The 18014-nt window shown below is 60.7% G+C and carries 20 protein-coding genes; 11 read left to right on the top strand and 9 right to left on the bottom strand.

All coding sequences use genetic code 11. The features are described from left to right. Positions 1-3: 3 nt before the first annotated feature. On the top strand, positions 4-864 hold the full coding sequence (locus B9Z37_RS11295) for an alpha/beta fold hydrolase (protein WP_108313133.1): 861 nt from the start codon (positions 4-6) through the stop codon (positions 862-864). A 7-nt stretch (positions 865-871) separates the two neighbouring features. Here B9Z37_RS11295 and B9Z37_RS11290 read toward each other — a convergent pair whose 3' ends face one another. The 4 genes from B9Z37_RS11290 to B9Z37_RS11275 form a co-directional block, all read right to left on the bottom strand. Continuing rightward, positions 872-1789 carry an alpha/beta fold hydrolase gene (locus tag B9Z37_RS11290; protein WP_108313323.1) on the bottom strand — a complete coding sequence of 306 codons (918 nt, stop codon included), beginning with the start codon at positions 1787-1789 and terminating at the stop codon, positions 872-874. A gap of 2 nt (positions 1790-1791) precedes the next feature. Then, positions 1792-3009, bottom strand: coding sequence for an MFS transporter (locus B9Z37_RS11285; protein WP_108313132.1), 1218 nt, complete (start codon positions 3007-3009; stop codon positions 1792-1794). Positions 3010-3347: 338 nt separating this feature from the next. Next, on the bottom strand, positions 3348-4445 hold the full coding sequence (gene aroC / locus B9Z37_RS11280; protein ID WP_108313131.1) for a chorismate synthase: 1098 nt from the start codon (positions 4443-4445) through the stop codon (positions 3348-3350). Between the two features lie 33 nt (positions 4446-4478). Beyond that, positions 4479-4946, bottom strand: a complete 468-nt coding sequence (locus tag B9Z37_RS11275) for a CBS domain-containing protein (protein ID WP_108313130.1) — start codon at positions 4944-4946, stop codon at positions 4479-4481. A 114-nt stretch (positions 4947-5060) separates the two neighbouring features. Between B9Z37_RS11275 and B9Z37_RS11270 the strand changes: the two genes are divergently transcribed. From B9Z37_RS11270 to B9Z37_RS11255, 4 genes are all read left to right on the top strand, one after another. Next, the gene (locus B9Z37_RS11270) at positions 5061-6359 is read left to right on the top strand and encodes an O-acetylhomoserine aminocarboxypropyltransferase (RefSeq protein WP_108313129.1); all 1299 of its coding nucleotides are present in this window, start codon (positions 5061-5063) and stop codon (positions 6357-6359) included. A 236-nt stretch (positions 6360-6595) separates the two neighbouring features. After that, the gene (locus B9Z37_RS11265; protein ID WP_108313128.1) at positions 6596-7414 is read left to right on the top strand and encodes an alpha/beta fold hydrolase; all 819 of its coding nucleotides are present in this window, start codon (positions 6596-6598) and stop codon (positions 7412-7414) included. Further along, positions 7411-8730: a cytochrome P450 gene (locus tag B9Z37_RS11260; protein WP_108313127.1), complete on the top strand. Its 1320-nt coding sequence runs from the start codon at positions 7411-7413 to the stop codon at positions 8728-8730. The genes B9Z37_RS11265 and B9Z37_RS11260 overlap by 4 nt, the downstream gene beginning before the upstream one ends. Before the next feature lie 17 nt (positions 8731-8747). Further along, positions 8748-9071: a DUF962 domain-containing protein gene (locus B9Z37_RS11255; RefSeq protein ID WP_108313126.1), complete on the top strand. Its 324-nt coding sequence runs from the start codon at positions 8748-8750 to the stop codon at positions 9069-9071. Positions 9072-9433: 362 nt separating this feature from the next. Here the strand turns inward: B9Z37_RS11255 and B9Z37_RS11250 are convergent, their stop codons facing one another. After that, complete coding sequence (locus B9Z37_RS11250) at positions 9434-10684, bottom strand: YihY family inner membrane protein (RefSeq protein ID WP_108313125.1); 1251 nt, start codon at positions 10682-10684, stop codon at positions 9434-9436. Between the two features lie 21 nt (positions 10685-10705). On the opposite strand from B9Z37_RS11250, the gene B9Z37_RS11245 reads away from it, so the two are divergent. Beyond that, positions 10706-11113, top strand: coding sequence for a DUF2069 domain-containing protein (locus B9Z37_RS11245; protein WP_108313124.1), 408 nt, complete (start codon positions 10706-10708; stop codon positions 11111-11113). Between the two features lie 26 nt (positions 11114-11139). Beyond that, positions 11140-12585, top strand: coding sequence for an FAD-binding oxidoreductase (locus tag B9Z37_RS11240; RefSeq protein ID WP_108313123.1), 1446 nt, complete (start codon positions 11140-11142; stop codon positions 12583-12585). A gap of 6 nt (positions 12586-12591) precedes the next feature. Here the strand turns inward: B9Z37_RS11240 and B9Z37_RS11235 are convergent, their stop codons facing one another. The 3 genes from B9Z37_RS11235 to B9Z37_RS11225 form a co-directional block, all read right to left on the bottom strand. After that, entirely contained in the window at positions 12592-12846 is a 255-nt protein-coding gene (locus B9Z37_RS11235) for a DUF2442 domain-containing protein (protein WP_108313122.1), read from the bottom strand. 8 nt (positions 12847-12854) lie between these two features. Next, a complete protein-coding gene (locus B9Z37_RS11230) occupies positions 12855-13001 on the bottom strand; it encodes a DUF4160 domain-containing protein (RefSeq protein ID WP_240606696.1) in 147 nt (48 codons plus the stop codon). A 77-nt stretch (positions 13002-13078) separates the two neighbouring features. Further along, positions 13079-13831, bottom strand: a complete 753-nt coding sequence (locus B9Z37_RS11225) for a peptidylprolyl isomerase (protein WP_167394376.1) — start codon at positions 13829-13831, stop codon at positions 13079-13081. A 120-nt stretch (positions 13832-13951) separates the two neighbouring features. Between B9Z37_RS11225 and B9Z37_RS11220 the strand changes: the two genes are divergently transcribed. From B9Z37_RS11220 to xth, 4 genes are read left to right on the top strand one after another with little or no spacing between them, the layout of a single operon-like run. Further along, the gene (locus tag B9Z37_RS11220) at positions 13952-14803 is read left to right on the top strand and encodes a thymidylate synthase (protein WP_108313119.1); all 852 of its coding nucleotides are present in this window, start codon (positions 13952-13954) and stop codon (positions 14801-14803) included. Between the two features lie 11 nt (positions 14804-14814). Then, positions 14815-15303: a dihydrofolate reductase gene (locus tag B9Z37_RS11215; protein ID WP_108313118.1), complete on the top strand. Its 489-nt coding sequence runs from the start codon at positions 14815-14817 to the stop codon at positions 15301-15303. Positions 15304-15313: 10 nt separating this feature from the next. Next, complete coding sequence (locus B9Z37_RS11210) at positions 15314-15886, top strand: DUF4337 domain-containing protein (protein WP_108313117.1); 573 nt, start codon at positions 15314-15316, stop codon at positions 15884-15886. A gap of 24 nt (positions 15887-15910) precedes the next feature. Next, positions 15911-16693, top strand: a complete 783-nt coding sequence (gene xth, locus B9Z37_RS11205) for an exodeoxyribonuclease III (protein ID WP_108313116.1) — start codon at positions 15911-15913, stop codon at positions 16691-16693. A gap of 226 nt (positions 16694-16919) precedes the next feature. Here xth and B9Z37_RS11200 read toward each other — a convergent pair whose 3' ends face one another. Beyond that, positions 16920-17897 (bottom strand): alpha-E domain-containing protein, encoded by a 978-nt coding sequence (locus B9Z37_RS11200; protein ID WP_108313115.1) that lies wholly within the window; start codon positions 17895-17897, stop codon positions 16920-16922. Positions 17898-18014 lie beyond the last annotated feature (117 nt).

Raw genomic sequence — 18014 nt, 5'->3', positions numbered from 1 at the left:
AAAATGAGAACACTCAAGCTTTTGATGGGTCTGTGGATGGCGCTGGCCCTGTTGCCCAATGCCCAAGCCCAAGATACCCAGCGGCAAGTGGTGGAGGCATTGAGCGCCCGCAGCAAAAGCGAGCAAAAAGTCGTGATCCGGGGTTTACTGGACACAGCCCCCCAAGCCAATGGCAACGTTCTGATGGTTTTTCCGGGTTGGCCTGGCATTCCCCGGATCGAGCTGCGCAACGGTCAACCCGCCTTCTTTTACCTCCAGCAACACGTTGAGCGCATGCGTCCGGTGCTCCTTGCCGCTGGCATCTCCTTGCTGACCGTGGACTGTCCGACCGACCAATGGGGGCAACGGGGCCCCAACCCGAGCGCCTGCGATGACGAATTTCGCAGCTCTGAGGCTTACGCCGATGACGTGCGCCGCCTCATAGAACAAGTGCGAAACCAGCAGACATTGACCCGCTTCTTTGCCATGGGGCACAGCTACGGCGCCATCAGCAGCCATTGGCTGTCTTTGCGTTTGCCAGATCACCTGGCTGGCGCCATCCATTCCGCCACCCAATCCATCGCGGGAGGTGGCCCCTTCACGGGTTACGCCAAAAGCATCGACCAATTCCCCCACGAGCAAGTGCGTGTGCCCTTTGTCTACTTGCACCACCGCGATGACCTGTGCCGCTTCACGCCCTACCGATTTGCACAGCGTCAAGGCAGCCCGAACCGGCTGATCACGGTGGTGGGCGGAAACCGATGGTCCGATCCTTGTGGCAAAGCCAGCTACCACAGCTACGATGAACGTCACGAAGCCGTGGGACAAGCCCTGGTGCGCTGGATCAACGAAGGTGTCGTGACACCTGTAGCGGGAGCCGAGTAAGTCCCGATCAACCGCCCGAGGAAATTTGCGCCAGCAAAGCAGTGTTGAACGCTGGCGCCGCCTCGTACTGCACCCAATGCCCCGCCCCGGCCACGGTGTGCCACTGCTCCCAATGGGCTGCCTGGCGCTGCATGGCGGCCTGCAACTCGGGCAAACGTCCTTTGTACAAGGCGTCGTGTTGCCCATAAATGGCGCTGACAGGCACCTGCAATTGGGGCAGGGTTTGGGCCACGATGTCGGTGGAAGACATGCGCCTGCGCGGCATGCGGTCACGCGCCACGTTGGCTGCATGCAGGCTGAGGGCCAAGTCGTCCAGGCTGTTCGGGTTCTGCAGCATGAGCGCCATCAGGTTGTGGCGGTGCACCACTTCTTGGGCTTCGGGGGTGGGCAAATGCCGCCAGCCCTTGAGCGGGATGCGCTCAGGCACCGTCAGGCCCATGCCCGGAGCGCCGACCAGCACCAGACGCTGGGCGTCTTGCGCATGTTCGGCCAGCCACAAAGCCCCGGCCATGCCCCCGAACGAAAAACCCACCACGCTGACTTCGTCTGCGCACTGACCCGATTGCTGCAATTGCTGCAAACCTGCGTGCAGATGCGCTGGCAAAGCGTCCACATCGGTGCAGCCGCTGGGCAAATCGGAGTCGCCAAAACCTGGCAAATCGGGCACCAGCACGCGCCAGCCTGCGTCGCGCAAAGGCGCGATGTTGCGCACCCAGTGCGTCCAGCTGCCGCTGCCGCCGTGCAGCAGCACCACTGCCGGATGCTGTGCCTCCCCCCAAACATGCCAGACCGTGCCGGCACCCTCCCAATGGGTGACGAAACGCTCCCCGCCTGCCAGGGCCACTGCCAATTCAGATGGCAAAAATGCAGGCAAAGCGGCTGGCGTCGCCACAGCCAAGGGCCCATTTTTGTCACCAGCGGTCATGGTCATTCAGTGGGGTCAAGACGTGGCAAGGGCCGTCTGGGGTGCTGCAAGCGCCAGACCTTATAAGCGGCTGCCGTGGCGATCATGCTGGTCACCAAGCTGGCGTGGTACACCGACACCAGGCCCCAGCGCTCACTGAGCACACCACCCAGCAGCCCCCCGATCACGCCCGGAAAACCATAGGCAATCACGGTGTACAGGGCTTGCCCCCGCCCACGCAAACGCCCCGGGAAATGGTGCGACAGCAAGGCGATGCAGGCGGTGTGGTGGGTGGCAAAGGTCAGCGCATGCAGGCATTGCGCCAGCAGCAGCACCCACAGCACATCTGCCCACCAGGCCGTCAGGCCCATGCGCAAGACCATGGCTGCCGAGCACACCACCAACCAGCCCGTCAGCGGGAGGCGGGGCAACCAGCGCGACTGGCTGTAAAACCAGCCAATCTCGACCACCACCGACACGGCCCAGAACACGCCGATCATGGTTTTGCTGTAACCCAGCGAATCGAGGTACAGCGAGAAAAACACATAAATGCCGATGTGCGAGAGCACATGAAAAAATGTGGATGCAAAAAACCAGCGCACCGCTTTTTGCCGCAACACGCGTCCCACAGACACATGGGCATCGGTGTGGTGCTGCGCCTCTTTCAGATCGGGCAAGCACCAGACGCTGAGCAAGACCGCTGCCAAACTGACCACCGTCCAGCCCGGGAAATGCTGCATGCCAAAGGCCTCGAACCAGGCCCCGGCCACAAACACTGTGACCAGAAAACCCAGCGAGCCCCACAGGCGCACACGGCCATAGCGTTTGGCATCGAACCCGCCACCCTGACTGACGAGGTGGGCCATGGCCGCTTCGCTCATGGGCATCATGGAACTGGTGTGGGTGAACATGACCAGCAGCACCAAGCCCAGGCCCACAGGCCCCCAATCCCAAAACAGAAGGCAAGCCGACGCAAACGCCACCCCTGCGCCAATGCGCAGCAGCTTCACACGCTCGCCCGTGCGGTCGCTCAAGGCGCCCCAGGCATATGGGGCAAACAGGCGGGTCGTCGCCTGCACGGCCGTGAGCACACTGATGGTCAAGAGGCTCAGCCCCATGTCTTGCAACCACAGTGGCAAATAGGGGTTGAAGAACCCGATGTGCGCGAAATAACTGGCCGACAACGCGGCAAAGGGCAGGAGCTGTTTGCGTGCACCAGAAGCTGATTGCAAAGCCGTCATGCCCGACACCCAGAGCCTGTCATGCCCGACTTGATCGGGCATCCATGACCCCCAACATGGATACCCGCATGCGCGGGTATGACAAGGCCATGGGGCATCAGGGCTTGGCCGTAGCGACAAGAGCAAGTCATGCCCTGCACCTCAAAGTTGTCATGCCCTGCACCTCAAAGTTGTCATGCCCTGGCCCCAGAAGTTGTCATGCCCGACTTGATCGGGCATCCATGACTCCAAGCATGGATACCCGCATGCGCGGGTATGACAAAGTGGAACATCACCACGGCCGAAACGGATCGGCGCATGGATACCCGCATGCGCGGGTATGACCAGGCCATGGTGCATCAGGGCTTGGCCGCAGCGATGGGTGGAAAGTCATGGACCACATCACCACATTGGGCCCGGTGCTGCAAAGCATGCTCCATGACCACCAAAGCCAGCATGGCCTCGGCAATCGGGGTGGCGCGGATGCCCACGCACGGGTCATGACGCCCCTTGGTGATGACCTCTGTGGGCTTGCCCTCTGAGTCAATCGAGTCGCGGGCAATCAAAATGGAACTGGTGGGTTTGACGGCAATGGACACCTCGATGTCTTGCCCAGTGCTGATGCCGCCGAGTACGCCACCTGCGTTGTTGCCCACAAAGCCCTCGGGCGTGAGCGTGTCACCTGCGGTGCTGCCCTTTTGGGTGACACAGCCAAAGCCTGCACCAATCTCCACGCCCTTGACCGCGTTGATGCCCATCATGGCAAAGGCGATGTCGGCGTCGATCTTGTCAAACAGCGGCTGGCCCAGGCCCACGGGCACGCCACGCGCCACCACCCGCAGGCGGGCACCACACGAATCACCGGACTTGCGCAGCACATTCATGTAATCCTCCAGCGCCGACACATCGGCCACCGGGGCAAAAAACGGGTTGTTGGGCACATGGTCCCAGCTCTCAAAGCCGATCGGCACATCGCCGATCTGGGTCATGCAGCCGACAAACGTGGTGCCAAATTTCTCTTTGAGCCACTTTTTGGCCACCGCTCCGGCAGCCACCATGGGCGCGGTCAAACGGGCCGAAGAGCGGCCACCGCCACGCGGGTCGCGCAGGCCGTATTTACGCCAGTAGGTGTAGTCGGCGTGACCTGGGCGGAAGGTTTGCAGGATGTCGCCATAGTCCTTGCTGCGCTGGTCGGTGTTGTTGATCAGCAAGCAAATCGGGGTGCCGGTGGTCAGGCCCTGGTACACGCCCGAGAGGATCTGCACCGCATCGGGCTCGTTGCGCTGGGTGACAAATTTGCTGGTGCCGGGGCGGCGACGGTCCAGGTCGGGCTGGATGTCGGCCTCACTCAAGGGCATGCCCGGGGGGCAGCCGTCGATCACGCAGCCAATGGCCGGGCCGTGGGATTCACCGAAGTTGGTGACCGAGAAGAGATTTCCGAATGTATTGCCGCTCATGGAGTCATTATCCCAGAGCGGCGCAGCCGCCTGTCAGAGCTTGACGTCTTCGGCATCTGAGGCCGAGCCTTCGGGCCAATCGCGGATGTAGGCTTTGAGCATCTTGTTTTCAAAGTTCTGACCGTCCACCACGGCCTTGGCCACGTCGTAGAAGCTGATCACACCCATCAGCATCGTGCCTTCCATAACCGGCATGTAGCGGGCGTGGTGCTCCAGCATCATGCGGCGCACTTCGTCGATATCGGTCTCGCCCGTGCAGGTCAAGGGTTGGCTGTCCATGGCATCGCTCACCAAAGAGGAACCGGCTTGCCCACCGTTTTTAACGATTTGCCGGATCACCTCGCGGAAAGTAAGCATGCCCGCCAGCGCCCCCCTGGCCATGACCACCAAAGAACCGAGGTCTTTTTCGGCCATGTCGTTCATGGCGAGAGACAAAGGCTCGTCGGACTGCACGGTGAACAAGGTGCCGCCCTTGACGCGGAGGATGTCGCTGACTTTCATGGTGTGTCTCCTGAGGGTCGATCCGGGTTAGATTGGATATCAATATAGCCCACAATGAACGCCAAGCGTAAGGCTTCAAGCTTGCCGGACACTTTCTTTTTTCGGAGACCCTTCATGGCTGGTTACAGCGATCCCGGTTTTGACACTTTGGCCCTGCATGCGGGTGCAGCCCCCGACCCGGTAACCGGTGCACGGGCGGTTCCGATCCACCTCACCACCTCGTTTGTCTTTGAGTCCACCGACCAAGCCGCGGCCCTGTTCAATCTGGAGCGCCCTGGCCATGTTTACAGCCGCATCAGCAACCCGACCAATGCCGTTTTGGAGCAGCGAATTTCAGCGCTTGAAGGCGGCATTGGGGCCATAGCCACGGCCAGCGGCCAGGCGGCCTTGCATCTGGCCATCGCCACGCTCATGGGCGCGGGCTCACACATCGTGGCTTCGTCGGCTTTGTACGGCGGCTCGCACAACCTACTGCACTACACCCTGAGCCGCTTTGGCATCCGCACCACCTTCGTCAAACCCGGCGACTTGGACGCTTGGCGTGCCGCTGTGCAACCCGACACCAAACTCTTTTTTGGCGAAACCGTGGGCAACCCCGGCATGGATGTGCTGGACATCGAGGCCGTGAGCGCCATCGCCCACGAAGCGGGTGTGCCGCTGCTGGTGGATTCCACCCTCACCTCGCCTTGGCTCATCAAGCCTTTTGACCACGGGGCAGACCTCGTTTACCACTCGGCCACCAAGTTTTTGTCGGGCCACGGCACGGTGGTGGGCGGTGTGGTGGTCGATGGCGGCAGTTTTGACTGGGACAAATCGGGCAAATTTGCCGAATTGAGCCAGGCCTATGAAGGCTTTCACAACATGGTGTTCAGCGAAGAAAGCACCGTGGGTGCCTTCTTGCTGCGGGCGCGGCGCGAGGGCCTGCGCGACTTTGGCGCTTGCATGAGCCCGCACACCGCTTGGCTGATTTTGCAAGGCATCGAAACCCTGCCGCTGCGCATGGCCCGGCACATGGAGAACACCGCCAAAGTGGTCGAATTTTTGGCCGCGCACCCGCTGGTCAGCCGTGTGGGACACCCACTTCTGGAAAGCCACCCCTCGCATGCTTTGGCACAAAAACTCTTGCCACGCGGCGCGGGCTCGGTGTTCAGCTTCGACATCCAAGGCACTCGCGCCCAAGGCCAAAAGTTCATCGAAACCCTCAAAGTCTTCAGCCACCTGGCCAATGTGGGCGACTGTCGCAGCCTGGTGATCCACCCGGCCAGCACCACGCATTTCCGCATGACGGACGAAGCACTGGCCGCTGGCGGTATTGGCCCCGGCACCATCCGCTTGTCGATTGGCCTGGAAGACCCGGCCGACCTGATCGACGATCTGAAAAAAGCCCTCAAAGCCGCGGAAAAGGCCGCTTGAAATTTGCGCAAGCTGCCCATGCCCTCCACCGTCATTCCCGCGCAACCCCTGTCATTCCCGTGCAACCCCTGTCATTTCGCGCAACCCCTGTCATTTCGCGCACCCACTGTCATTCCGAGCACCCACTGTCATTCCCGCGCATGCGGGAATCCATGGACCCCGGATCAAGTCCGGGGTGACATGTCGAGCGTTTGTCCTTTCTTGAACGGAAAAGTTCATCACCTGAGCCTCAAGTCATGATCGTCTCTTTGCCCACCCACACGCTCTACGCCTACACCGGCGGCAAGCCCTTCAACCCCGCGCAGCCCACCGCCGTGTTCATCCACGGCGTGCTCAACGACCACAGCGTCTGGATCTTGCAAACACGCTACATGGCGCACCACGGCTGGAACGTGTTGGCCATTGACCTGCCGGGGCATTGCAAAAGCGAAGGCACCCCACCCCAAAGCGTGGAAGAAGCGGCCGACACCGTCATCGCCTTGCTCGATGCCCTGAAGATTGAAAAGGCCGCACTGATCGGCCACAGCTTTGGCTCGCTCATTGCCCTCGAAGCCACCGCCCGCGATGCAGTGGCGCACCCAGGCCGCGTAGGCAATTTGGTGATGGTGGGCACCGCTTACCCCATGCGCGTCTCGCCCGCCCTGCTCGATTTATCCGTCAGCGCCCCGTTCAAGGCGATTGACATGGTCAACAGCTTTTCGCATTCCACATTGGCACCGCCACCTTCGGCGCTGGGCCCTGGCACCTGGTTGTATGGCGGCAGCAAGGCGCTGATGCGCCGGGTGTTGGCCAGCAACACGCAAGTCAATGTGTTCCACACCGGCTTCAAGGCCTGCGACGACTACCGGGGTGCAGAAGCGGCCATGCCCCGCGTGACCTGCCCCGCCTTGTTCGTGCTGGGCAGCGCCGACCAGATGACGCCACCCAAAGCTGCACAAAGCCTGATCGATTTGTGCGCCCAGCCCAAGGTGGTGCAGCTGCCTGCAGGCCATTCGCTCATGACCGAAGCGCCCGAAGGCGTTTTGCAGGCCCTTAAAGATTTTTTGAACCCATGAACGCCCACATCACCCCGCCCCTGTCGGCAGAAAGGGCCCGCGAGTTGGCCCAAAACCTAGACCTGCGGGCCTTGCCGCGCGACTTTCTGGACAACCCTTACCCGGTCTATGCCGCGCTGCGCGAAGCCGAGCCCTTCAAGCGCATGCCCGATGGCTCCTATTTCCTCACGCGCCACGCCGATCTGGTAGCGGTGTACCGCGACGCCAAGGTCTTCAGCTCCGACAAGCAAGTCGAGTTCGGCCCCAAATACAACCACGCCCCCTTCAACCAGCCACCATTTGCCACAGCGAGTGGCATGGCACCGCTGTTTGAGCACCACACGAGCAGCCTGGTCTTCAACGACCCGCCCCTGCACACCCGGGTGCGCCGCCTGATCATGGGCGCCCTCACTCGCCGGGCCATTGAAGCGATGGAGCCAGGCCTGGTACAGCTGGTCGACAGCCTGCTGGACAAGATCGAGGCGCAAGGCGGCGGGGACCTGATCGAAGACTTTGCCTCGGCCATTCCGGTCGAGATCATCGGCAACCTGCTGGGTGTGCCGCACGCCGAGCGCGAACCGCTGCGCGGCTGGTCGCTGGCCATTTTGGGGGCGCTGGAGCCATCCCTCACCCCAGAGCAAGAAGCGCTGGGCAATCGCAGCGTGACCGAGTTTCTGGCTTATCTGCGCAAGTTGGTTGCGGATCGGCGATTGCAACCCGGTGACCCGGAGCACGATGTGCTGACCCGCTTGATCCAGGGTGAGGAAAATGGCGACGCCTTGAGCGAGGTCGAGCTGCTGCAAAACTGCGTGTTTTTGCTCAATGCCGGGCATGAGACCACCACCAACCTGATCGGCAACGCGCTCATCAGCCTGCAGGAATGGTCCGAGCAGCGCAAACAGCTGCAGGCCGACTTGACGCAGGCGGGCACTGAAGAAGAGCGCCAACAGATTCTGGGTTTGGCCGTCGACGAGTTTTTGCGCTTTGAATCGTCCAACCAACTGAGCAACCGCCGCGCGGTTCAAGCCACCCAGGTCAACGGCATGGACTTGCCCGCAGGCGCCTTGGTCACGCTGTGCATTGGTGCGGCCAACCGCGACCCTGCCGTTTACGACAACCCCGAACAACTGAACCTGCGCCGCACAGGCAACAAGCACCTGGCCTTTGGCTTTGGGGTGCACCAGTGTGCGGGTTTGAGTTTGGCGCGTTTGGAGGGGCGCATCGCCATCGGACGGTTTTTGCAACGCTTTCCCGACTACCAACTCACCCAAACGCCCATGCGCGGAGGCCGGGCGAGGTTTCGCGGCTTCTTGCACGCGCCGTTTTCAATCCAATAAGCACCAGGAGACAAGCCATGGACACCACCGAAACACAAGCGCCTCAGCACACCAGCTTTGCCGAGTTCTACCCCTTTTACCTGAGCGAGCACAGCAACCGCACCTGCCGACGCATGCATTTTGTGGGCAGCACATTGAGTCTGATGTGTCTGGCCATGCTGGCCGTGACCGGCAAACCCCAGTACTTTCTGTATGGCTTGCTGTGCGGCTACGGCTGCGCCTGGATCGGGCATTTTGTGTTCGAGAAGAACAAGCCCGCCAGCTTCAAACGCCCGCTCTACAGCTTCATGGGCGACTGGGTCATGTACCGCGACATGTGGCGCGGACGGGTGAATTTTTGAAAATTTATCACCCCCGGCTCACCTTGACTTGACGCCCCCGACTCACCCTGACTTGTCAGCCCCGACTCACCCTGACTTGTCAGCCCCGACTCACCTTGACTTGTCACCCCCGACCTGATCGGGGGACCATGCCTTCGGCGGCCATGGATACCCGGTCAAGCCGGGTATGACAAAACCTTGCCGCCCCCGACTGCCCTTGACTTGCCACCCCCGACTCGATCGGGGGTCCATGCCTTCGTCAGCCATGGATACCCGGTCAAGCCGGGTATGACACATGTGCCGGATATGACACATGTGCCGGGTATGACACATGTGCCGGGGGTGACGAATGCGTTGGGGGTGACACATGCGCCGGAATGACATCAGGCTGTGGGCTCCGGCAGCAACTGCGCCACCCGAATTTGGCCCATCCCCGTCTGAACCCAAACTGGATCGGACGCAGAAGCCCTGAGCACCAACAGCCGGTCGGCCAACGGTGCCACGCTCGCCTGGGCGGGGTCGATCAACAACACTTGACGTGCTTGCCCTTGGTCGTTTTGCTCGGTCAAGCGGCCCACCCAGTCCAAACTTTGCAACACCTCCAACACTTGCCGAAGCTCGCTCGGCTCTACACGCAAGCGCTCAGCCAGATCGTCGGTGCTGAAGCCGCGATGCGCGGACGATTTAGCGCCGCTCAACTCGGCCAGGACCTCCAAGGCCAAGCGGAAAGCCCAGCCCGCGCCATCGGGTTTTCGCCACGCCTGCCGGCCTAACTCAGGCAAGCTGGAGGCCAATACCGCGCCCAGCAAAACAATCACCCAGGTCACGTAAATCCAGACCAGCAAAATCGGCAGTGCCGCAAAAGCCCCGTAAATGACCGAATAGGTCGGCACCTGCAAAAGGTAAATGGCCAGCAACTTTTTGGCGATTTCCAAAGCCCCCGCCACAAAAAACCCCGCCGTCATGGCATGACGCCAACGCACGCGGGTGTAGGGCACATAAAAGTACAAACCACTCACGCAAGCGGTCAGCAACAAGAACTCAAAGCTGTCGAGCAACCAGCGGATCGAGCCCGGCAACACATCCACCACGTCGCGAGATGCCGACACCACATAAGAGGTGATCGCCAAACTGCCGCCCAAAAGCAAAGGCCCCAAAGTGATGGCCGACCAATACAACAGCACCCTTTGGGGCAAAGGCCGCTGGCGGCGCAAGCGCCAGATCTGGCCCAAGGTGCGTTCGATCGTCACCATCAAAAACACCGCCGACAGCAACACCGCCACCAAACCCGCCGAGCCCAAACGGCTGGCCTTGCGGGAAAACTGGGTCAGGTAACTCAGCACCTGTCGGGCAATGCTCTCGGGCACCAGGCTCTCGATCAACCAGCGCTGGATCGTGTCCTGAAACTTGCCAAACACTGGGAACGCCGCAAACACGGCCAAACCCACGGCAAACAAGGGCACCAAAGCCAACACGGTGGTGAAGGTGAGCGAACTGGCACTCACACCCAAACGGGCATCGCGAAAGCGCTCGGCCAGGACGCCCGCCATCTGACGCCACGGAAAAACAGACAGCTCTTGCCACCAAAGTGCGAAATGCGCACGCAAAGTGGACTTGGACAAGGAAGATTGCATGCCCGGTATGATGCCACCGCAATGAACACACACACAGAAAACACACCCGCTGGCGTCGATTTCACACGCTGGATGGCCGTGGGCAGCCTGCTCGGCCTGATTGTTTTGGGCCTGCTTTGGGAGCTTTGGTTGGCCCCCTTGCGGCCCGGCGGCTCTTGGTGGGCCATCAAGGTCTTGCCTTTGTGCATTCCGCTGTCTGGTCTGCTCAAAAACCGCATGTACACCTACCGCTGGGTCAGCATGCTGGTCTGGCTGTACTTCATTGAGGGCGTGGTGCGTGCCTGGGGCGATGCCTGGCCCTCCAACGCGCTGGCAGGCCTGCAAACCCTGTTGTGCACCACCTTGTTTGTCGCCTGCGCCCTGCATGTGCGCATCCGATTCAAAGCCGCCAAAGCCACGGGCAACTTCGTTCCCGTGCCCCGTGACTGAACCCTGTTCAAACCCCGAGCCCAGCCATGACCACAAGCCCCCAGCCCAGTACACCCCTGATCACCGAGCTGCGCCAGATTTGTGGCTCCGCCAACGTCCTCACCCACGAAGACCCGGCCACCGACCTCAGCCCGTGGGAGCAAGACTGGCGCAAACGCGTCAAAGGTCGTGCCTTGGCCGTGGTGCGTCCGGGCAACACAAGCGAAGTGGCCGCCGTGGTCAAAGCCTGTGCAGCGGCCAACACCCCCATCGTGCCGCAAGGCGGCAACACCGGGCTGGTGGTGGGGGGGGTGCCCAACGGCTCGGGCACACAAATTGTTTTGAGCATGACCCGCATGAACGCCGTGCGGGCCATCGACCCAGCCAACCTCACCATCACCGTGGAAGCCGGTTGCGTGCTGCAAAACCTGCAAGCTGCCGCCGAGGCCGCAGGTTTTCTGTTTCCCCTGAGCTTGGGCGCCGAAGGCAGCTGCACCATCGGCGGCAACCTGGGCACCAACGCAGGCGGCACACAGGTGGTGCGCTACGGCAACACCCGCGAGCTGTGCCTGGGCCTGGAAGTGGTCAACGCCCAAGGCGACATCTGGCACGGCTTGAGCGGCCTGCGCAAAGACAACACCGGCTACGACTTGCGCAACCTGATGATCGGCAGCGAAGGCACGCTGGGCATCATCACCGCCGCCACCATGAAGCTCTACCCCCAGCCCGCCGCGCAGCTGACCGCTTGGGCCGCTGTGCCCAGCATGGAAGCAGCAGTGCAACTGCTGGGCTTGGCGCACCAGCGCCTGGGCCCGGGCCTCACGGGGTTTGAAGTCATGAACCAGTTTGCCCTGGGTCTGGTCGACAAGCACTACCCCCAACTGCGCGTGCCCTTGTGGCAAGGCACCCCTTGGTGTGTGCTGCTCGAAAACTCCGACAGCGAAAACGAACAACACGCCCGCAGCCAATTTGAAGCCCTGCTCGAAGCCGCGTTGGAACAAGGCTACGCGTCCGACGCCGTGGTCGCCGAAAACCTGACGCAGGCCAAAGGCCTGTGGCACATCCGCGAAAGCATCACGATGGCGCAGGCCCAAGAAGGCCTGAACATCAAACACGACATCAGCATCCCGGTTTCACGAATCCCGGCCTTCGTGGCCGAGACCGATGCCCTGCTGGCCCGCGAAGTGCCCGGCGTGCGCATGGTGGATTTTGGGCACCTGGGCGATGGCAATCTGCACTACAACGTGCAAGCGCCCGAAGGGGCCGATGGCCAAGCCTTTTTACGCGAGTTCGAAGACAAGGTGAACACTTGGGTGTTTGACCAAGTCAAACGCTTTGGCGGCTCCATCAGTGCCGAACACGGCGTTGGCGAGCAAAAAGTGAACAAGCTGCCGCTTTACAAAGACCCCACGGCCTTGGCCATGATGCGGGCGGTGAAAAAAGCCCTGGACCCGCAAAACCTGCTCAACCCTGGGCGGGTGCTGGGAAAATAAGTTAGGTCAGCGCAGCACCCACTCACCGTGGGATTTAATGGCCTGATACATCGCATCGGGGGCCAAATCCAAGTCCCCGGGCCAAGAGACCGCGCCACCATCTACAAAGGCCTGCGCAAAAACCGATGGGTCTTTAAGTGTGGCGAACACACCAGTCAGGTGGCTAGGTTCAAACCGCACCCCTCCCTCAGTGCCATCTGCAAATTGAACCATGAGCGCCAAATGCGCCACAGGTTTGACAGAGATAACATCCCAATCCATGTGTGACCTTATTTCAGTGGTGCGATAGGTTTTGGCTGTTGCTTTTCCATGCACATACGCCAATCTTCCAACAATTCTTGCTGATGCAGTTCAGCCCAATCAAGAACCAATTCTTGCGCCCTTCGTGGCAACTCTCCACCGGAAATCGTGAGCATTGCAATATCCATTGAAGACAAACTCCCACCTAACTCAGGGGGCGTTTGACGCTGAAACCCCCTCTCCACCCAAAAGCTCACTTCACCACAGCCGCATCGGTCAACTTCTTAAGCAAAGCAGTGCGGCGGTTCTGGACCACGGCGGATTGCAGCAGGTTTTTGCTCTCGTCAAAACCCGGCACCTGGTAAGGGCGCTTGCCCGCCAGCTTGACCACATGCCAGTAAGGGCCGACCTGAATCGGGGCGGCCGACACCGCGCCGGGTGCCAAGTTGACCACCACATTGGAAATGGCCGGGGCAATCTGATCGGGCAAGAACCAGCCCAAGTCACCGCCTTTGTCTTTGCTCGGGTCCATCGAACGGGACTTGGCCAAGTCATCAAAGGCCTGGCCTGAGCGCATGGCCGTCATCACCGAACGGGCATCGGCTTCGGTGGCCAGCACGATGGTCGAGATCTGGAACTGCTGCAGGTCGCCCGCCGCCTTCAAGGCTTTGACCTGGCGCTCGTATTCGGTCTTCAGCTCTGCCTCGGAGATCGGGTTTTTGGTGAACTCGTCGTTCAACACCAACTCGATCAACAGGTTTTGGCGCATCGCCAGCAAGGCGTCTTGTGTGGTGGGCAATTTGTCGAGGCCACGCTTTTGTGCCTCTTGGACCATCAGCTCACGCGCCACCAGCTCTTGTTTGAGCGCGGCTCGCAACTCGGGCGTGTCTTTTTGGCCCTGGGCCACGTTCGCTTGCACATTGCGGTCCATCAGGCGGGCAGCGATGGACACGCCGTTGACCACGGCCACTGGGGCGTCGGCGGCCTGAGAAGCAAACGCAAACAAGCAAGTGGCTGTCAGCCCCCATCGTCTCATCCAGTGCTTTCGAAACATCCTTCACCTTTCAGCCAAACAAGAAATTCGGTATCAAGGATACAACGTCCTATTGACTTAAACTCAGCGACCATGAACACCCCTGCCCAGCCCCATCTCCGCCCTGTTCGCAGCCAGTACGAAGACTTCATGCGCCACGTCTACACGACGGGCGTGCAAAAGGGAGACCGCACCGGCACCGGCACGCGCAGCGTGTTTGGCCACCAGATGCGGTTTGACCTGAACGAGGGCTTCCCGCTGGTCACCACCAAGAAGGTTTTTTTGCGGGCCATCATTGTGGAGTTGCTGTGGTTTCTGCGCGGCGACAGCAATGTGAAGTGGCTGCAAGAGCGCGGCTGCACCATTTGGGATGAGTGGGCTCGCGAAGACGGCTCGCTCGGTCCCGTTTATGGCGTGCAGTGGCGCAGCTGGCCGACCCCGGGCGGCGGTCACATTGATCAGATGCAGCAGGTCATGGATACGCTCAAAAACAATCCTGACAGTCGCCGCATCATCGTGAGCGCCTGGAACGTGGCCGAGCTGGACCAGATGGCGCTCATGCCTTGCCATGCGTTCTTCCAGTTCTATGTGGCGCCACCGCAAAAAGCAGGAGACAAGCCGCGCCTGAGCTGCCAGCTCTACCAGCGCAGCGCCGACATCTTTCTGGGTGTGCCCTTCAACATCGCCAGCTATGCCTTGCTGACCCACATGGTGGCGCAGCAATGCGACATGGATGTGGGTGACTTCATCTGGACGGGGGGGGATTGCCATATTTACAGCAACCACCACGAGCAGGTGGAATTGCAGCTCAGCCGTGCGCCCATGGCCTACCCCACGCTCAACATCAAACGCAAGCCAGCGTCGATCTTCGATTACGAGTTTGAAGACTTCGAGGTCGTGGGCTACGAATGCCACCCGGCCATCAAAGCGCCCGTGGCTGTCTGAGGCCCAGCGGGATGAAGCTGCACCTCATTTATGCCCGCGCCCGGAACGGCGTGATTGGCAAAGACAACCAGATGCCTTGGCATCTGCCCGAAGACCTGGCGCATTTCAAGCGCGTCACGCTGGGCCAGCCCGTCATCATGGGACGCAAGACTTGGGACTCGCTTCCAGCCCGATTCAGGCCCCTGCCCGGCCGCGTCAACATCGTCGTCACTCGCCAAGCCGACTGGCAGGCCGAAGGTGCGTTGCGGGCCAGCTCGATCGAAGAGGCCATGCGCCTGTGCGGCGATGTGGCCGACGCCTGGATCATGGGCGGCGCCGAAATCTACCGCCAAGCCGAGCCCCTGGCCAGCACCGCTGTCGTCACAGAGATCGACGCCGACTTTGACGGCGATGCCTTCGCCCCTGTGCTAGGCGCAGGTTGGGCCGAAGTCCAGCGCGAATCGCATGTGGCGGCCAATGGCCTGCCATTCAGTTTTGTCACATACCAACAAGCCATCTGAGGAGACACGCATGTCAGGACACGGTTTTCACGTTCACGGTCCCCATGACCACGAGCTGGAGCACGCAGCGCAAGGTCACGGCGACGGGCACACCAGCAGCATTGCCATGTTCACCGCCATCATCGCCACGGTGGGTGCGCTGTTTGGTTACATGGGCGGGGCCACCCAGGCCAATGCCGGTCTGTACAAAAACAATGCCGCCATCAAGAAGACCGAAGCGTCCAACCAGTGGAACTATTACCAGGCCAAAAGCAGCAAGCAAAACCTGAGCGAGCTGGCCATGGAGTTGACCCCCGCTAAAAGAGAGTTCTATCAGGACGAAATCAAGCGCTACAAGGGCGAAAAGGCCGAGATCAAGGCAGCCGCTGAAAAACTCGAAGCCGAATCGAAGCATTGGGACGAACAATCTGACGAGCAAATGCACCAGCACCACCGCTGGGCGCAGGCCACCACCGTGCTGCAAGTGGCCATCGCCATGGCGGCGATTGCTCTGCTGACCCGTAAAAAATGGCTCGAATACGTCATGTATGGCGCGGGTGCAGTGGGTGTGGTGATTGGCGGCTTGGCCGCATTCCACATTTAAGTTCTTCCATTTGTTAAGTCCTTCATGAAAATCGCCACCTGGAATGTGAACTCGTTGTCGGTGCGCCTGCCTCAGGTGCTGGACTGGCTGGCGGCCAACCCCACCGATGTGCTGGCCCTGCAAGAGCTCAAACTGACCGACGACAAGTTTCCTCTGGCGGCGTTCACGGAAGCTGGCTACCAGGCGCAATGGTTCGGCCAAAAAACCTACAACGGCGTGGCACTGATCTCCAAGGCCGAAGGCACCGATGTGGTGAAAAACATCCCCGGCTTTGAAGACGACATGTCGCGCGTGATCGCAGCCACCTACCCCGATGGTGCAGGCGGCACGGTGCGGGTGATCGGTGCGTACTTTCCCAATGGGCAAGCGCCCGACAGCGACAAATTTGTCTACAAAATGCGCTGGCTCGATGCGCTGCGCGACTGGGTGGCCAGCGAGATGCAAAAGCACCCCCAGCTGGTGCTGCTGGGCGACTACAACATCACTTTTGACGAACTCGACATGTGGGACCCGGTGGGACTGAAAGACACGATCCACTGCACGGTGGCCGAGCGCGAAAAACTCCAAGCCCTGACCGACCTGGGACTCACCGACAGCTTTCGCCTGTTTGAGCAGCCCGAGAAAAGCTACAGCTGGTGGGACTACCGCGAGTTTGCTTTTCGCCGCAACCGGGGTCTGCGAATCGACCACATTTTGATTTCTGCAGCGCTCAAAGCCCGTGCCAGTGCGTGCGTGATCGATCGGTCGCCTCGCAAGAACGAGCGACCGAGCGACCATGCGCCGGTGGTGCTGACGCTGGCCAATTGATTTTGTCACCCCGACTTGATTGGGGGTCTATGCCTTCGGCTGTCATGGATACCCGCATTCGCGGGCATGACAACAAAGGGGCCATTGCTTCCATATTCACAACTGCTGCCGTATTTGTCACTGTTTTCATATTTGTCACCGATTTCATATTTGTCACCCCCGACTTGATCGGGGGTCCATGTCTTCGGCTGTCATGGACCCGCGCCTTCGCGCGGATGACAAAAAATCAGGCCGCTTGCGGCATCAAGAATTCACGGCTGATGCGGCCGCCCAGCACGTTCACACGCTCCAGGAACTGGGTCAGGTAAGCGTGCAGGCCTGTGGCCAGAATTTCGTCGATGCGACCAAAGGCCAGCTCCGAGCGCAAGCGCCCGGCGTGGCGCAAAGTGTCGCTGTCGGGGTCGTGCGAGACCATTTTCAAATTCGACAGCACCTCGTTCAGGCTGGCGTGCAGCGAGCGGGGCATGTCCGGGCGCAAGATCAGCAACTCGGCCACACGCTCGGGGCGGATCACATCGCGGTACACCTTGCGGTACACCTCGAAACCGCTGACGCTGCGCAAAATCGCGCTCCAGTGGTAGAAGTCGTATTCCTGCGCACTCTCGGTCTCAGGTGCGCCGTATTGCGGGGCACCGAAGAAGTCGTTTTGCATGGCGTGGAACTTCACATCCACCAGCCGCGCCGTGTTGTCGGCCCGCTCCAAAAACGTGCCCATGCGCATGAAATAAAGCGACTCGTCCATCAGCATGGTGCCCACCGTCACGCCGCGTGACAGGTGCGAGCGGAACTTGACCCACTCAAAAAACTGGCCCGGATCGCGCTCGAACTCGCCACTTTTGAGCATGCGGTTGACTTCGAGCCAGGTCTGGTTCTGCGTCTCCCAGACCTCGGTGGTCAGCGTGCCGCGCACCGCACGGGCATTTTCACGGGCGGCTCGCAGGCAAGAGATGATGGAAGACGGGTTGTCTGCGTCTTTCACCATGAACGCCATGACATCGCGGGGGTTGATCGTCTTGTAAAGCGCCAAATAGGCGGGCAACAGCTCGCTGATGGACAAGATGCCTTCCCAACCGGCTTCGACAGCGGCAGCAGACTGGGGCAGGAGCGATGTCTCGTAACTCACATTGAGCATGCGGGCGGTGTTTTCGGCCCGCTCCATGTAGCGGGACATCCAGAAGAGGTGATCAGCGGTGCGGCTCAGCATATTTCTTTCCTTAGTGCGTCATGCCTGCAAAGGCGGGCATCCATGTTTTCAGTGTTTGTCACACCCGCGCAGGCGGGTGTCCAGGTTTTGTCACGTTTGCGCAGATGGATACCCGCG

Origin of the sequence: Limnohabitans parvus II-B4 (genome assembly GCF_003063455.1) — a bacterium.
Lineage (GTDB): Bacteria > Pseudomonadota > Gammaproteobacteria > Burkholderiales > Burkholderiaceae_C > Limnohabitans_A > Limnohabitans_A parvus.
Note: the sequence above shows the minus strand (reverse complement) of the source record. Positions and strands in the feature narration are given on the sequence as shown.

Bases quoted from the DNA above. Each gene is read 5' to 3' on its own strand.
- B9Z37_RS11295 (WP_108313133.1), top strand. From the start codon at position 4: ATGAGAACACTCAAGCTTTTGATGGGTCTGTGGATGGCGCTGGCCCTG.
- B9Z37_RS11290 (WP_108313323.1), bottom strand. From the start codon at position 1,789: ATGACCGCTGGTGACAAAAATGGGCCCTTGGCTGTGGCGACGCCAGCC.
- B9Z37_RS11285 (WP_108313132.1), bottom strand. From the start codon at position 3,009: ATGACGGCTTTGCAATCAGCTTCTGGTGCACGCAAACAGCTCCTGCCC.
- aroC (WP_108313131.1), bottom strand. From the start codon at position 4,445: ATGAGCGGCAATACATTCGGAAATCTCTTCTCGGTCACCAACTTCGGT.
- B9Z37_RS11275 (WP_108313130.1), bottom strand. From the start codon at position 4,946: ATGAAAGTCAGCGACATCCTCCGCGTCAAGGGCGGCACCTTGTTCACC.
- B9Z37_RS11270 (WP_108313129.1), top strand. From the start codon at position 5,061: ATGGCTGGTTACAGCGATCCCGGTTTTGACACTTTGGCCCTGCATGCG.
- B9Z37_RS11265 (WP_108313128.1), top strand. From the start codon at position 6,596: ATGATCGTCTCTTTGCCCACCCACACGCTCTACGCCTACACCGGCGGC.
- B9Z37_RS11260 (WP_108313127.1), top strand. From the start codon at position 7,411: ATGAACGCCCACATCACCCCGCCCCTGTCGGCAGAAAGGGCCCGCGAG.
- B9Z37_RS11255 (WP_108313126.1), top strand. From the start codon at position 8,748: ATGGACACCACCGAAACACAAGCGCCTCAGCACACCAGCTTTGCCGAG.
- B9Z37_RS11250 (WP_108313125.1), bottom strand. From the start codon at position 10,684: ATGCAATCTTCCTTGTCCAAGTCCACTTTGCGTGCGCATTTCGCACTT.
- B9Z37_RS11245 (WP_108313124.1), top strand. From the start codon at position 10,706: ATGAACACACACACAGAAAACACACCCGCTGGCGTCGATTTCACACGC.
- B9Z37_RS11240 (WP_108313123.1), top strand. From the start codon at position 11,140: ATGACCACAAGCCCCCAGCCCAGTACACCCCTGATCACCGAGCTGCGC.
- B9Z37_RS11235 (WP_108313122.1), bottom strand. From the start codon at position 12,846: ATGGATTGGGATGTTATCTCTGTCAAACCTGTGGCGCATTTGGCGCTC.
- B9Z37_RS11230 (WP_240606696.1), bottom strand. From the start codon at position 13,001: ATGCTCACGATTTCCGGTGGAGAGTTGCCACGAAGGGCGCAAGAATTG.
- B9Z37_RS11220 (WP_108313119.1), top strand. From the start codon at position 13,952: ATGAACACCCCTGCCCAGCCCCATCTCCGCCCTGTTCGCAGCCAGTAC.
- B9Z37_RS11215 (WP_108313118.1), top strand. From the start codon at position 14,815: ATGAAGCTGCACCTCATTTATGCCCGCGCCCGGAACGGCGTGATTGGC.
- B9Z37_RS11210 (WP_108313117.1), top strand. From the start codon at position 15,314: ATGTCAGGACACGGTTTTCACGTTCACGGTCCCCATGACCACGAGCTG.
- xth (WP_108313116.1), top strand. From the start codon at position 15,911: ATGAAAATCGCCACCTGGAATGTGAACTCGTTGTCGGTGCGCCTGCCT.
- B9Z37_RS11200 (WP_108313115.1), bottom strand. From the start codon at position 17,897: ATGCTGAGCCGCACCGCTGATCACCTCTTCTGGATGTCCCGCTACATG.